Below are 14,556 nucleotides of genomic sequence, written 5' to 3'. Positions count from 1 at the left end.
ATCAGGCATTCACTAGAAATGGAAGAAATAAAATGAACGATTCAAACTCTTCGTCGAACATCGTCATGCCGTTTGGCAAATTGAGCAAATACTCCCCATAGCATTTGCTATAGGGAGCATAGAGCAAATTATCTTGATGCTCTTTGAATGTCTTTACCAACTGTAGAGACATCTTTTCCAAAACCATGGACTGTCCCACAGGAACTTAATATTGCCAGTGTTGTGAAACAAATACTAACCATAAGTACTTTTTTTAGAATATTCATAACTACCCCTCTCTTTTTATTTTTAAAATTGCTCTTTACATAGATTATTCTAGACCAAATTCTTGTAAAGTTAGAAATATTAGGATGCAGTATCTTAATGTATTTTCTAAAAAAAATTGATACAGTACTCAATTCACGCATAAAAAGGATATAAATTTTGCGCTCGTTCTTTGTAATTTGTGTTTTAATGACGCCAGCATTAACGGGCTGCTCCCTTTTCGGGGAAGTCCATACGAATACAGAACCACTTAATGCGGCCGATTTAGCAGCAAAACACATTTACAAGCTTCCTAAAAAAAACAATGCAGCGCAGCATTTTAAACGGTTTAACGATCCGCAATTAAATCAACTCGTTTCTGTTGCTCTCGTAGATGCACCTAATATGCATAGCGCTAAAGCACGAGTTAAACGCGCTCAGCATCTTGCCAAAATTGCCTCTTCATCACTTTGGCCATTTTTAGACTCCAGCGGTTATTTAGAAAAAGCATACTTTCCAATACGTGGTACAGTACCTCCCCCGTTCAATTCAATCAAAATTGATCAGGCGAAGATTGCCGATATTGGCTTAAAGTTTAATTATGAGCTGGATTTTTGGGGCAAAAACAGAGAAAACTTAGCAAGCAAAGTAAGTGAAACCTTTGCTGCACAGATGGATTTGGCAGAAACACAACTCGTTTTGAGTGCTGCAGTGGCTACAACTTATTTCGATATTCAAAATAATATGATCCAACAACGTTTAGCCAAAGAAAATGTGCGCTTACTTAAACAGCTTGCGGATATTATCATTGCCCGAGAAAAGCAAGGCATCGAATCCAATATTCCAGTAAAAACAGCATTAGCTAATTCCCAAGCAGCCATATTATCCATAGAGGATTACAAACGTGCAGAACTGCAGTCACGGCATCAATTGGCTGTATTAATGGGCAAAAACCCTCTGAACACACAAATTGATACAGCGACTTTTGTTTATAACAAGAGACAGCTTATGTTACCTGCAGTAATCCCTGCAAATATACTCGCGCAAAGACCTGATATTGCCTCTGCCCGTGCTCTAGCTGAAGCAGCAGCACATCAAGTGAAGGTTGCTAAAACAGCTTTTTTTCCCAATATTAATCTAAAAGGTTTGCTAAGCTTGCAAAGCTTTTACTTTACTAAAGCTTTTAATATATGGCTGCAAAACGATAACGCTTCGGCAGCGTTTGATTTACCTATTTTTGATGCGGGCGCACGCAGAGCAAACCTAGGGGTAAATTACACGCAATATGAACTTTCAGTGAACCAATATAATCAAACTATTTTAAATTCATTGCAGCAAGTCAGTGATCAATTATCGGCGTTAAAAACACTTGATGCTCAAATTAATGCGCAAAACCAAGCATTAAATAATACAGCATCCAATTACAAACTATTTCAATCACGGTATACTCAAGGGATTATTGACTACACCCAACTTATTGAAATAAAACAATTATTAATCCAACAAAAAGCTGCTTTGTACAACTTACAAACGCGTCAAAAACAAGCTTTTGTGGCCTTATTAGCAGCCTTAGGTGGAGAGCTTTAAACGATGACAGAAAAAAACGAAACTGAAGCCAAGTCTCAAAAAAATGGTGGTCCCTCACCTGAAACCTTGCATAAACGTAAAACCGCGATGCTCATTCTTGGTGGTATTTTTTTATTTGTCGCCGTGTTGTGGTTTCTCTATTGGCTGATTTGGGGACGATTCGAACGCTACACTGACGATGCCTATGTCAGCGGGAATATGGTACAGCTTATGCCGCAAATCCCCGGGACTGTAATTGAAATCAAAACCGATGACACTCAATTAGTAAAAGAAGGGCAAGTCATCATTAAATTGGACCCTACTGATTATGCGGTGGCGCTCCAACGAGCAAAAGCAGATCTAGCGCAAACGGTACGCCAGGTACGCCAATACTTTGAAAATGCGGCTGAGTCCAAACAAAATGTGATTGTAAATAAAGCAAATCTAGTTAAGGCACAACTCGATTTTAAACGACGTGAAGGACTATCTGGCAACCGTGCGGTATCCCGTGAGGAGATGCAACATTATAAAACAGCGCTTGAAGCTGCACAGGCAACTTATGATTTATCATTACACCAACTGGATGCAGCCTTGGCAATAGTTGAAAACTCACATCTCTATACACACCCACTTGTTGAGGCTGCAAAAGCAAATTTGAAAACAGCTTATCTGAATTTCCAAAGAACAACCATTGCAGCACCAGTCACTGGCTTTATAGCCAAAAGGAATGTACACCCAGGCCAGCAAGTGTCCATGAGTTCGGCCATGTTAGCGATTGTTCCATTAGATGATACTTGGGTTGATGCAAATTACAAAGAATCGGAATTAGATGATATCCGCATTGGCCAACCAGTTACACTCTCTGCTGATGCTTATCCAGGAATGGCCTATCACGGTAAAGTTGTGGGTTTAAATGCCGGAACAGGTGCGGCGTTTTCCTTGCTGCCGCCCCAAAATGCAACTGGGAACTGGATTAAAATCGTACAAAGACTTCCTGTACGCATTAGTCTCAATCCCGATGAGTTAGAAAAAATTCCGTTACAACTTGGATTGTCCATGCGTGTAACCATTGATGTGAGTAATTTAGATGGGTATCGGATGCCCCAAACGGCAGAGCCTAAATTTAATTATCAAACAAGGATTTTTGAACAACAACTTGCAGAGGTAGAATCGCTTATTAATGAAATTTTACATGCGAACTCATCTGATATGTACTTGCCAAGGACAAAAGCATAATGGCTGAGCTCGCCCCACTCACTGGCAGTAGATTGGCATTAATGACGATTTCTTTGTCATTGGCGATTTTTATGAATGTTCTTGATGTATCCATTGCGAACGTGGCCATTCCAACCATTGCTGGCGATTTGGGGGTTAGTCCTGATAATGGAACTTGGGTTATTACCTCTTTTGCAGTAAGTCAGGCGATTATGCTCCCCCTGACAGGATGGCTGGCCAAACGCTTTGGTGAGGTTCGTTTATTCCTGTTCTCTACCACCTTATTTACCATAACCTCCGTGCTATGCGGATTGTCGGCAAATTTAGAGATGCTGATTTTTTTCCGTGTGCTTCAAGGGGCTGTTTCTGGGCCGATGATTCCTTTATCACAAAGTATTCTTCTCGCCAACTACCCTCCTGAGAAAAGAGGGCTGGCAACTGGAATATGGGCCATGACTGCCGTTGTAGGTCCCATATTTGGTCCAATTATGGGTGGTATAATTACTGATAACTATACCTGGCCTTGGATTTTTTATATTAACGTTCCTGTAGGTATTTTCTCTGTAATATTCACAATGATCACCTTGAGTGGTCGAGAAACACCCATCACCAAATTGCCTATTGATGTTATTGGCTTAGCATTGTTATCAATAGGAATTGGCTGCTTGCAGGTTTTATTAGATAAAGGGAATGATTTAGACTGGTTCAACTCGAATTTCATTGTTACGTTAACAATCATCTCAACAGTCACGCTAAGCTTTTTAATCATTTGGCTTTTAACACAAAGTCATCCAATTATTGATTTATATTTATTTGCTGACCGCAATTTTACTATTGGGACAATCAGTCTGACTTTTGGCTATTTGGTATATTTTGCCACTGTAGTTATTTTTCCTTTATGGCTGCAGACACAAATGGGTTATACCCCAACTTGGGCAGGGCTGGCCGTTGCTCCAGTAGGAATCCTACCTTTCTTCTTAACCCCTATTGTGGGCAACTATATGGGCAAATTTGATTTGCGCATCATTATCAGTCTTGGATTTATTGTCTTTGTAGTGACGTCCTTATGGCAATCTAATTTTTACACTGACGTGGGTTTTATCCAACTGCTTGAGCCTCGATTAGTTCAAGGAATTGGCATTGCTTTTTTCTTTACCCCATTAATCGCCTTAATACTCGCAGATCTCCCCGCGGAACGCTTGGCAAGCGCCTTAGGTCTTGCTAATTTCTTTAGAATTTTGGGCGGAAGTTTTGGAACATCGATCAGTGTTACTTTATGGAATCACAGGGAATCATTTCACCAAAGTCGCCTAGTAGAACAAATAACTGCATACAATCCTTTAGTTCAACAATCATTAGATAAACTCCATTCATTAGGAATATCTGGCCTAAAAGGTTTTGGTGTCATCTACGCCACTGTAATTAATCAGGCATTTATGCTCGCTACTAACGATATATTCAAACTTGCCGCATGGATCTTTATGATCTTACTTGCCATAATTTGGCTTGCAAAACCAACCTATGCTCGCGCGTCTGGAGGTATTGCAGCAGAGTGATTGTTTTATACCCAATACTTCCCTATAATCCGCAGCGGATCTAATAATAATAAAAGGTACGCTGAAATGAAAAAATGGATGATACTGGCAACAACCAGCTTGATGATGATGAATGCGCACGCAGATAATAAATCTTGGTGCGGTTATAAAGATTACTTCCGACTAAGTGATACTTCTCACCCTGGAATCTACGTAGTGAGCGGATTTAACGATGCAGACGTGCTTCTCCACATCGTTGGCCCACGTAGTTTTGAGCTCTTAGACTCATTCCAATGCCGTAGCGGTTATGCCCATGTCACTGTTGCTTATGATTCAGAGAATTGGTGTGTTCTTGATATTAAAGATGGCCCATTAATGAATCATCCATCAGTGAGTGCTTCTTGCAACGGAATTCGTTATATTGATACCGTGTATGATGGCATAGGCACCTACTCTTATACTATTAATCTCGATTAATGTGTAGGCTGGGCTGTTAAGCCCAGCGCTTGCTGAGCTAATTCTTATTATTCAAAATGTCCATTATGAAAAACCATCATGGTAATCTCAACTAACTGGCTTAGCAGTCCAGCCTACGTTTATTGAGATAATAAAATAGGTGCAAAATCAGGAGATCCTTGGCTTCTTCTTCCCCATATCTAAAGACCACCCCCCTCCTAAAGCCTTAATTAACTGAATACTGGCAATTTGACGACGAGTGCGGATATTCACTAAAGCAAGTTCTGACTGTAATGCAATATTTTCAACAACCACCACCTGCAGAAAAGTAACAAGCCCGCCTTTATATCGATACAACTCCTGCTCCCATGCACGCTTTGCCGCGCGCGCCGCAGCCTTTTGACTTTGATACTCCTTATCAAGCTGGCGAATCGCCACCAAATTATCCTCCACTTCCTGAAAGGCGGTTAGCACGGTTTGTCTATAAGTAGCTACCGTTTCAAAATATTGAGCTTTGGCCTGATTTAATAACCCTCGCAGTCGCCCTCCATCAAAAATAGTTACTTCTGCTATGGGTTGCGCTAAGGTTAATAAACTCAGAGGGCCAAGCGACCAAAAAAGACTGGGTTTGGAAATAAGATTTGCTAAGCTCCTGCTTTGAAAACCTCCACTTCCAGTTAAATCAATCACGGGGAAAAATGCAGCGCGCGCTACACCAATATTTGCATTTGCAGCCAGAACCTGAGATTCAGCGGCAACTATATCAGGTCGTCTATCTAAAATAGTTGAAGGAAGATTAGGAGCTATTGCCAGAAAAATCTTAGGTGATTTTGCAGGAGCCAATGAAAAATTACTAGGTATTTCTCCAACTAATACGGCAATCGCATGTTCTAGCTGCGCTCGTTGTAATCGCATGTCAGCGGCCATCGTTTTGGCATTTTCAAGCTGAGTTTCAGCTTCGTCCACATCAGAGATGGGGGCTGCGCCGCCTTGATAACGTTTTTTCGTTAAATAAAGTGCTTTTTGATAAGCCACAACAGTTATGTCTAAAATGCGTTGTGCCTCATCACTTCCCCTTAAGGCAAAATAATTATTCGCAAGTGATGCTTGTAAACTCAAGCGAATTGATGCCATATCGGCAACGCTTGCCTTGGCTTTGCTTTCACTGACAATGACGGAATTACGAATACTTCCCCAAGCGTCAAGCTCGTAAGAAAGAAAACCACCCAACAAAAATTGGTTATAGACTGGGGTCGTTGGCGGGTTTGCAACAGTTTGTGAGTTTTGTTGTCTATCCGCGTTGAATAATCCCTGAGCGGTAGGGAAAAAATACGAACGCGCGACTTGCACCAATGAAATCGACTCCTGAAAATGGGCATAAGCTAATTTCAAGTCTTGGTTGGCAACACTCAACTGTTTTTCCAAATCATTTAACACGGGATCATGAAAAGCCAACCACCAAGCATCTGGAGCAATGACTTTTGGTGTTGATTTAATTTTTACCCATTGTCCTGGTTCCTTAAAATGCTCAGGAATTGGCATGGCAGGACGATGATAGTGTGGTGCCAAAGAACAACCCACCAAAGCAAAAACAAGTATTCCGACAGCAAACAACTTATTCATGAAACAACTCGCACGGTTTCGCCGCTCATAATAGAATCAGGAGGATTAATCACGATTCGCTCGCCCGGTGATACCCCTGTAGCAAGTTCAACTTTTGAACCAAAATCACGCTGCACAGTAACCGATTTCAAGACAATCTTATTGTCTTTGCCAAGCACTGCTACTTGCAATCCTTGAGCACGAAAAAGCAGGGTATTAACAGGTAAAATTACAGTCTTGGGAGGGATAGGTAAAGTAAACCAAACTTCGGTATAACCACCAGGTAATAGCTCTCCATTTTTATTCTTAGAAACAAATTGGGCGAGCAAAGTCCGCGTCTTAGGATCAATAGCATGTGCGGTTTCAAATAATTTTGCAGGAAAAACTTGTTTAGGATGTTCAGCAAAATGAAGTTTGACTGACATATTGGGTTTAATCCGTGCAGAATAATACTGAGGGATTTTGACGTAAATGCGCAAAGGACTGGTTTGAGCAATACGAAATAAAGGTCGTGCTGTTGAACTGCTTCCTGCGTCAATTAAATCACCGATGTCTGTAGCACGAGCAGTGATAACGCCATCAAAAGGTGCGATAACCTGTTCAAAACCTACTAACTCTTGTAATCGTTGTAAATTAGCTTTCGCTGAAAACATAGCCGCCTCAAGAGCTGCGGCTGAGCTCACTTTTTCATCCGTTTCCTGTTGGGAGACAGATTCCGTTTTTAATAAATTAAGCCATCGTTTTGCGGTAATTTGAGCCAGTTGATTATTGGCAATTGCGGTATTCAAATCAGCCTTAGCCTGACGCTCTTGCGCATCAAGTTCTGGGGTTTCAATGACGGCAAGTAGATCCCCTTTTTTAACACGACTACCAATATCGACATACCATTTTTTTACATAGCCGTTAGTACGGGCAAAAATAGGTGATTCGTGCCAGGCCTGAACATTGCCCGGCAAAATAATTTTATCTACCCCTGCTTCTTGTTTTGCTTCCATGACGCGCACTATAGGAACGGCATCTGCCAGTGTCTCATTCCGTAAGTTTATTGCCGCATAAACGCGAAAAAAAATGATGACTAAAAGAATGAATAAAAAAACAGCAATCGCAATAATAAGTCGTCGATGCGGGTGGTTCTGTAAATGCGACTGAATCGTTTTACGCATGGTCCTTCCTTTGCTTCTTCTTCAATTTGCGTTCATGAATCACATAAAAAACAGAAGGGACAAAAAAGAGTGTGGCTATTGTTGCAAAAGACAACCCTCCAATTACCGCCCGTCCTAAAGGAGCATTCTGTTCACCGCCATCCCCTAGCCCTAATGCCATAGGAAACATACCAATTATCATGGCTAATGCCGTCATCATTACGGGTCTTAAACGTGTATTTCCCGCTTCAAGAGCTGCCTGCATTGGATCATTTTCAATTGCCAGGTGATCTCGAGCAAAACTAATAATAAGAATACTATTCGCCGTTGCAACCCCCATACACATAATTGCTCCCGTTAAAGCAGGAACACTTAATGCAGTATGAGTAAGAAATAACATCCAGGCAATTCCAGCAATAGCTGCGGGCAATGCAGTAATAATAATAAAAGGATCAGTCCAAGATTGAAAGTTAATAACAATTAATAAATAAACTAATAAAATTGAGAATGCTAATCCCCAATACAATCCATGAAATGCATGCTCTTTAGTTTCAATTTGCCCACGAATCACTACAGATGAGCCTTTAGGCACATCTTTTTTTGTGTCGTGAATAATTTGCTTGATATCATTTGCCACTGATCCTAAATCCCTATCTTGTATCGAAGCAAAAATATCAAACACTGGCTGCACATTATAATGTGACTCAACCACAGAGGTCCAAGTACGTCTCAATTTTGCAAAAGAACCTAAAATCTGTGCTTGGCTAGGCGTTGTTAAACTTCCAATGGGAACATTAAGCAAATCGTTTAATGAGGTCATCACATATTGAGGAGCTTGCGTCACAATGGGGTAAGAAACTCCGCTTTTAGGATCCAACCAAAATGTGGGTGTCGTTTGAAAGCTTCCAGACAGTGTAATTAATAAATCCGACGCGACATTAAGTTGTGTAAATCCAAGTTCACTTGCCAAACTACGATCTACATCGACAAAAAACTCAGGATAGTTATTGGCTTGTCTTATGCGTACATCAGTAAGACCAGGAACCCGTTTTAGCTGGCTCATCAACTTATTCGCATAACGCGCATTTTCTTCTTTTTTTAAGCCAATCACCTGGATATTAATGGGCGATGGCAAACCAAAGTTAATAATTTGGTTGACGATATCCGCTGGTAAAAATGCGAACGTTACTTGTGGAAAACGCTCTCTTAACGTAGATCGCAATTGATGCTCATAACCAGAACTTGGACGATGTCCATCGTTTAGAGAAATTAAGATATCGGCATCTTCCGGACCATTTGTTGCTGAATTACTGTACGATAAATTAATTCCACTCACAGGTAGGCCAATATTATCCACAATACTTCCTAGCTCCTTAGGAGGTATCACCTGTCGAATCATTGTATCAATATTATCAACGAGCCGAGCCGTTTCCTCTACTCGTGTCCCTGTTGGCGCACTAATGTGTAGTTTAATTTGCCCTGCATCTACATTAGGAAAAAAATTCGAACCAAGCCATGGCCAAAGCAATAATATTGAGACACCAACAAAAACTAAGAAGCAAGGAATAAAAACTTTAGCATTGTGTAATACCCATGCTAATGCTTCAGAATAACGAGAACGTAATCGTGAAAATTTTTCTTCGAACATCTGATGAAAACGAGCGAATCGGCCTTTATTTTTCTCCTCGGACATCAACTCATGTTTGTGCAGCCAATATTTTGCCAGAGTAGCAACCAGCGTGCGTGACAAAATATACGACATGAGCATAGCAAAAACGACAGCTTCAGCTAAAGGAACAAATAAATATTGAGCAACGCCTCCCAAAAAAAACATCGGTACAAACACAATACAAATGCATAAGGTCGATACAAGTGCTGGTATTGCGATTTGTTTGGCACCATCGAGAATAGCCTGCTCTACTTCTTTGCCTTGCTCCAAATTCCAATTAATGTTCTCTATGGCAACCGTAGCATCATCAACCAAAATACCCACCGCAAGAGCCAAACCACCTAAAGTCATAATATTAATTGTCTCGCCTAAAGCAGAAAGAATAGTAATCGAGGCAATAATCGATAAAGGAATAGACAACGTAATAATCAAGGTGCTCCGCAAACTTCCCAAAAAAAGTAAGATCATCAGCCCTGTTAATGCTGCAGCAATGACTCCCTCAACAATAACCCCATGAATCGCTGCGGTGACAAAAATCGATTGATCCCCAAAATAAGATAAATTAAGTCCTGCAGGAAGCATCTCCTTAACTTTGGGTAATAAAGCCTTAACCCGATGCACAATATCTAAAGTTGATGCATTCCCAGTTTTTTGTATCGACATCATGACCGCACGCTTACCATCTACCCGCACTATGTTCGTTTGCGGTGCGAAACCATCGCGCACATGCGCGACATCGCGAATATATAGGACACGACCAGGGGTTGATTTAACAGGCACATCATTTAATTCAACGGGTGAAAGCGGGCTGCCATTTAATTTCACAATATACTCATACTCACCTATTTTTTGTGTACCTGAGGGTATAATCAGGTTTTGAGCAAGAATTGCCGTATTAATGTCTTGTGCAGATACCCCATAGGTTTGCATTGCTTGTAAATCCAAATCGACCTGTATTTGACGTACTTTCCCCCCATAAGGATAAGGAAGTGCCGCTCCTTGTACGGTTGCAAGTTGCGTACGTAGAAAGTTATTGCCCAAATCATTTAACCTTTGCTCAGGAATGGTCGCACTCGATAGCACAAGTTGTAATACGGGAACAGTTGATGCTTTATAACTTAAAATTAATGGAGGTAAAGTCCCTGGCGGTAAATTGCGTAGCATGGTTTGTGAGATTGCGGTGACCTGGCTTAGAGCCATATCAACATTCACACCAGGTTGAAAGAATAATTTAACCACACTGACACTAATCAGAGACTCTGATTCAATATGTTCAATATCATTCACTGTGGTGGTTACCGCGCGTTCAAACACACTCGTAATGCGGTTTCCCATTTCATCTGGGGGTAAGCCAGTATAATTCCATACAACACTCACAACAGGAATATTGATGTCAGGAAAAATATCTGTAGGAGTGCGCATAATTGCCAAAGGCCCGATAATAAGAAGCATTAGAGCCATTACAATAAATGTGTAAGGTCGCGAAAGTGCAATCCATACAATCCACATAAATATCCATATCGCAGTTTGAAAAGTAGACCATTATATCAATGAACTACATGAAACTTTAAGAATAAACCTGAGTTTTTCTTATTTTAATTTCTGAGGTAATTATTTGCATTTTTAATTGAGATCAAACTCTTGTCCACAACGAACAAAACCAGCAAAACCATGAGATTTTGCATCAGGCAAGTCCCCATCATTGTAATGATATAGCCAAAGCTTTGCTTTTATTTTGGGATCTAATGTATCTAACTGATTAAAATGGGTATGCACTCCACTGGGCACATCCAATGTTTCGCAATCATGAAAAATTAATGTTGCAGCACGATAATAAGGTTTAAAACGATCGAGGGTAAATTGTGTATCGGTGGTAATAAGAAAAGTTTTTCCCTTATAGCCAATATTCAAACCATAGCTTGGCATCAATTTTTTATTTGAATAAATATGTACTGTTTGCACTAAATCTAATGTTAAACCTTCCCAATTAAAAATTTCGCCATCATTGACTACGTGCACCACAAAATAATCACTTAACGTTGCTTCTCTATCATCAAGTGTTTTCAAACCGCCGCTTAAGCTATGCTCCCACAACGGATGCACCAGGCGTTCATGAGCTATTAACTGGGGAGCGCCATTCTGCGAAGCAAATTTACGTTGGAAAGCGAACCATTCGATACCTCCTATATGATCAGCATGCAAATGGCTAAGATAGACCGCATCTATCTCTTCGGGAACATAACCCGCTTTAGTTAATGAAAAACGAATGTCCGTGCCACAATCTATCAATAGCTTCTTGCCACTATCAGTTAGAAGTAACATATTTGATTGGAAATTTCCAAAATCCGTCCCTAAGCCACTACCCGCGCCTAAAAATAACAATTTCATTAATTAATCCCTGAACTTAGTTAAGGCTTATCCTAAAAAAATTCCTTAATAAAACAACCATCTTCTTCATTAAAGAATAGCATTTAAAATTGGTTATTAGAAATAGCTCAACGATTATAAATGAGCTATCCTTCAAAATAAGTTGGCAAAGAACGTGAGACAAACGTGCTAAAAAAGTTCCATCTTAAAAATACTCGCCTTTTAAAACTTTTTTTCTTTTTTCTCGCGATTACACTTACAAGCCTAATCGTTTGTTTATTTGCATTAAAACACATTGCGGTACAAGAAGTTATTGATAGCAATGAGCGTTATCAATTGTATGTGTTAGCCAATAAACTTCGTCAGAGCTCCGATGATTTAACTGAGTTATCTCGTCTTTATGTGATAACCGGCGAGAAAAAATACCGTAACTACTATAATGAAACTTTGGCTATACGTGAGGGCACCTCGCCTCGTCCTGTAAATTATGATGAATTGTATTGGGATTTGATTATTGGTAATAATCTTCCCCAATCCTATGGTCCAGCAAAATCGTTAGCAGCAATGATGTTAGAACATCATTTTACTCTCAAAGAGTTTTCCTTATTGACTGAAGCAGAAAATCAAAGCAATAAACTTGCAGAAACTGAAATTAAAGCGATGAATTTGATTGAAGGAAAATATCAAGATAAATTAGGAAATTATACTATTATCGAGAAGCCTAATCCCGAATTAGCCAGAAAAATGCTTTTTGATACTGATTATATGAAGGCAAAATTACAGGTGATGGAGCCCTTACAGGAATTTTTTACCCTCGTAAATGATCGAACATTCCTAACAAATGAAAAAATTGATACCAAAATGTCAAAGATTATCGCCTTAGCCCTCGCACTCTCATTTCTATCAACAATACTGATGCTCTTTTTTATAATTCATGCATTAAAAACATTATCCAGGGTCAATGAGGAAAATGATTTATTACTTTTGAATATCCTGCCTGAATCAATTGCCTCACGCTTGAAAATGGGAGAGGAAAGTATCGCTGATGAATTCCCCCAAGCCAGTGTGATGTTTGCGGATATTATTAATTTTACGCAGCTAACCGAACAATTGGGCGCAAAAAAAACCGTAAATGTTTTAAATCTATTGTTTGCTGAGCTCGATCAGCTCACTGAAAAATATTACGTAGAAAAAGTTAAAACCATTGGTGACAACTATATGGCTGTATCAGGTGTTCCCGAGCAAACAACACGACATGCAATCAATATTGCCAATTATGCTTTGGCCATCATAGACAAGCTGCTGTCTTTTAATCAAGATAATAAGATGCAACTCCAATTACGCATTGGTATTACTTATGGACCTGTAGTCGCAGGGATAATTGGTCATAAAAAATTTGTTTATGATGTATGGGGTAACGTGGTCAACTTAGCCAGCCGCTTAGAAGAAACCTCTCTCCCTAATAAAATCCATATTTCAGAAAAAATGGCTTTTATGCTGCAAGATGAATTTATTGTTGAACCACGTGGAACTGTAGAAATGAAAGGAATTGGTTCTATAAGAACCTATTTTCTTCTGGGCAAGAAAGAAAAATAAACTAAAATTATCTTATCGTAGCGTGTGCACACAGGCAGCTCATCCACCTTTATGACAGCGTGGACATATTCCATAAATATTTAAGGCATGATCAGTCATGTGAAAATTGGCACGTTCGGCTATTGTTTTTTGCCTCTGCTCGATGATTTCATCAACAAATTCCTCAACACAGCCACATTTGATGCAGACTAGATGATCATGATGAGCCCCCTGACTTAATTCAAATACTGAATGCCCCCCTTCAAAATTATGGCGATTAACTAATCCTGCAGCCTCAAATTGTGTTAACACGCGATAGACCGTGGCAAGCCCCACATCTTCTCCGGTCTCCAATAAAGCCTTATAAACACCTTCCGCGCTTAAATGATGATTAGGGGATTGCTCCAATATTTGCAATACTTTTAAACGTGGTAAAGTAATTTTTAATCCAGCATTCTTCAGCTGTTTACTTTCTTCCATCAATGCTCCCCTCGCCGTAATGAATTTGCCTTTCCAGGTTAGGTGTCTTTCAGTAAATGACGTGTTATTATGGCGAAATTTTTCACGATAGGCAAAAAAATGAGAATAATAATTTTTCTACTTGGAATTATACTTTCCTTAACCCTGACTCAATGCAAATCCTATGATCTGTCTCGACGAGTAGTCCAGCAGGGAAACTTATTACCAAAATCGAGGATTGACCGACTTAAAGTAGGAATGAGCAAGAATGATGTTGCCATCTTAATGGGTACCAGTCTATTAAGCCCTACATTTAATAATGACCGCTGGGACTATGGATACACATGGCGTAGAGGCCATGGCGCGATAACAATGTCCTCACTAAGCTTATATTTCCGCAATAATACTCTAATACGTATAGAGCATGACAAATTTAAACCAGGACCTGGATTCAATCACCCTGATATTAATCAGGAATAATTAAGACACCTCCGTCATCTCTATATATGTTATGACAAAAAAAACTAAATAACCGTAGGCTGGGCTGCTAAGCCCAGCATGTAACAATGCGCTGAAGTAGTTCTTTCTTAGAAAACCATAGATTAAGATACGTATCAATTGGGCTTCATAATGGAATTTTGGAGAGGACGAATGAACTCAGCAGATGCTGGGCTTAACAGTGTATAGACCGGGGACATCCCTGACATATGTTCGGGGACATAGTTGA

The 14,556-nt window shown here is 39.9% G+C and carries 13 protein-coding genes; 6 read left to right on the top strand and 7 right to left on the bottom strand.

Annotated features, from left to right (window positions below; all coding sequences use genetic code 11):
* Position 1: 1 nt before the first annotated feature.
* Positions 2-187 carry a hypothetical protein gene (locus BGO44_RS18625; protein WP_333664013.1) on the bottom strand — a complete coding sequence of 62 codons (186 nt, stop codon included), beginning with the start codon at positions 185-187 and terminating at the stop codon, positions 2-4.
* The gene (locus BGO44_RS15135; RefSeq protein WP_083503906.1) at positions 129-266 is read right to left on the bottom strand and encodes an entericidin A/B family lipoprotein; all 138 of its coding nucleotides are present in this window, start codon (positions 264-266) and stop codon (positions 129-131) included. The genes BGO44_RS18625 and BGO44_RS15135 overlap by 59 nt, the downstream gene beginning before the upstream one ends.
* Positions 267-423: 157 nt before the next feature.
* Here BGO44_RS15135 and BGO44_RS15130 point away from each other — a divergent pair, with 157 nt between their 5' ends.
* From BGO44_RS15130 to BGO44_RS15115, 4 genes are all read left to right on the top strand, one after another.
* Positions 424-1,830, top strand: coding sequence for an efflux transporter outer membrane subunit (locus BGO44_RS15130; RefSeq protein WP_058509772.1), 1,407 nt, complete (start codon positions 424-426; stop codon positions 1,828-1,830).
* Positions 1,831-1,833: 3 nt separating this feature from the next.
* Positions 1,834-3,045: an HlyD family secretion protein gene (locus BGO44_RS15125; protein WP_273201150.1), complete on the top strand. Its 1,212-nt coding sequence runs from the start codon at positions 1,834-1,836 to the stop codon at positions 3,043-3,045.
* Positions 3,045-4,580 carry a DHA2 family efflux MFS transporter permease subunit gene (locus tag BGO44_RS15120; protein ID WP_058509774.1) on the top strand — a complete coding sequence of 512 codons (1,536 nt, stop codon included), beginning with the start codon at positions 3,045-3,047 and terminating at the stop codon, positions 4,578-4,580. Before BGO44_RS15125 ends, BGO44_RS15120 begins: the two co-directional genes overlap by 1 nt.
* Before the next feature lie 66 nt (positions 4,581-4,646).
* Positions 4,647-5,036, top strand: a complete 390-nt coding sequence (locus BGO44_RS15115) for a hypothetical protein (RefSeq protein ID WP_058509775.1) — start codon at positions 4,647-4,649, stop codon at positions 5,034-5,036.
* A gap of 147 nt (positions 5,037-5,183) precedes the next feature.
* Here BGO44_RS15115 and BGO44_RS15110 read toward each other — a convergent pair whose 3' ends face one another.
* The 4 genes from BGO44_RS15110 to BGO44_RS15095 form a co-directional block, all read right to left on the bottom strand.
* Complete coding sequence (locus tag BGO44_RS15110) at positions 5,184-6,638, bottom strand: efflux transporter outer membrane subunit (RefSeq protein ID WP_058509776.1); 1,455 nt, start codon at positions 6,636-6,638, stop codon at positions 5,184-5,186.
* Positions 6,635-7,780, bottom strand: coding sequence for an efflux RND transporter periplasmic adaptor subunit (locus BGO44_RS15105; protein ID WP_273201146.1), 1,146 nt, complete (start codon positions 7,778-7,780; stop codon positions 6,635-6,637). The genes BGO44_RS15110 and BGO44_RS15105 overlap by 4 nt, the downstream gene beginning before the upstream one ends.
* The gene (locus tag BGO44_RS15100; RefSeq protein ID WP_273201144.1) at positions 7,773-10,937 is read right to left on the bottom strand and encodes an efflux RND transporter permease subunit; all 3,165 of its coding nucleotides are present in this window, start codon (positions 10,935-10,937) and stop codon (positions 7,773-7,775) included. Before BGO44_RS15100 ends, BGO44_RS15105 begins: the two co-directional genes overlap by 8 nt.
* 114 nt (positions 10,938-11,051) lie before the next feature.
* On the bottom strand, positions 11,052-11,816 hold the full coding sequence (locus BGO44_RS15095) for an MBL fold metallo-hydrolase (RefSeq protein WP_273201142.1): 765 nt from the start codon (positions 11,814-11,816) through the stop codon (positions 11,052-11,054).
* 165 nt (positions 11,817-11,981) lie between these two features.
* Here BGO44_RS15095 and BGO44_RS15090 point away from each other — a divergent pair, with 165 nt between their 5' ends.
* Positions 11,982-13,391 carry an adenylate/guanylate cyclase domain-containing protein gene (locus BGO44_RS15090; protein WP_273201140.1) on the top strand — a complete coding sequence of 470 codons (1,410 nt, stop codon included), beginning with the start codon at positions 11,982-11,984 and terminating at the stop codon, positions 13,389-13,391.
* A 39-nt stretch (positions 13,392-13,430) separates the two neighbouring features.
* Here BGO44_RS15090 and fur read toward each other — a convergent pair whose 3' ends face one another.
* Complete coding sequence (fur, locus tag BGO44_RS15085; protein WP_058509781.1) at positions 13,431-13,850, bottom strand: ferric iron uptake transcriptional regulator; 420 nt, start codon at positions 13,848-13,850, stop codon at positions 13,431-13,433.
* Positions 13,851-13,919: 69 nt separating this feature from the next.
* Between fur and BGO44_RS15080 the strand changes: the two genes are divergently transcribed.
* Positions 13,920-14,309, top strand: a complete 390-nt coding sequence (locus BGO44_RS15080; RefSeq protein WP_273201138.1) for an outer membrane protein assembly factor BamE — start codon at positions 13,920-13,922, stop codon at positions 14,307-14,309.
* Positions 14,310-14,556: the final 247 nt, after the last annotated feature.

Source organism: Legionella sp. 39-23, assembly GCF_001897665.1.
GTDB classification, from domain to species: Bacteria; Pseudomonadota; Gammaproteobacteria; order Legionellales; family Legionellaceae; genus Legionella; species Legionella steelei.
The sequence above is the reverse complement of the archived record's forward strand: the minus strand, read 5'-3'. Positions and strand labels throughout refer to the sequence as shown.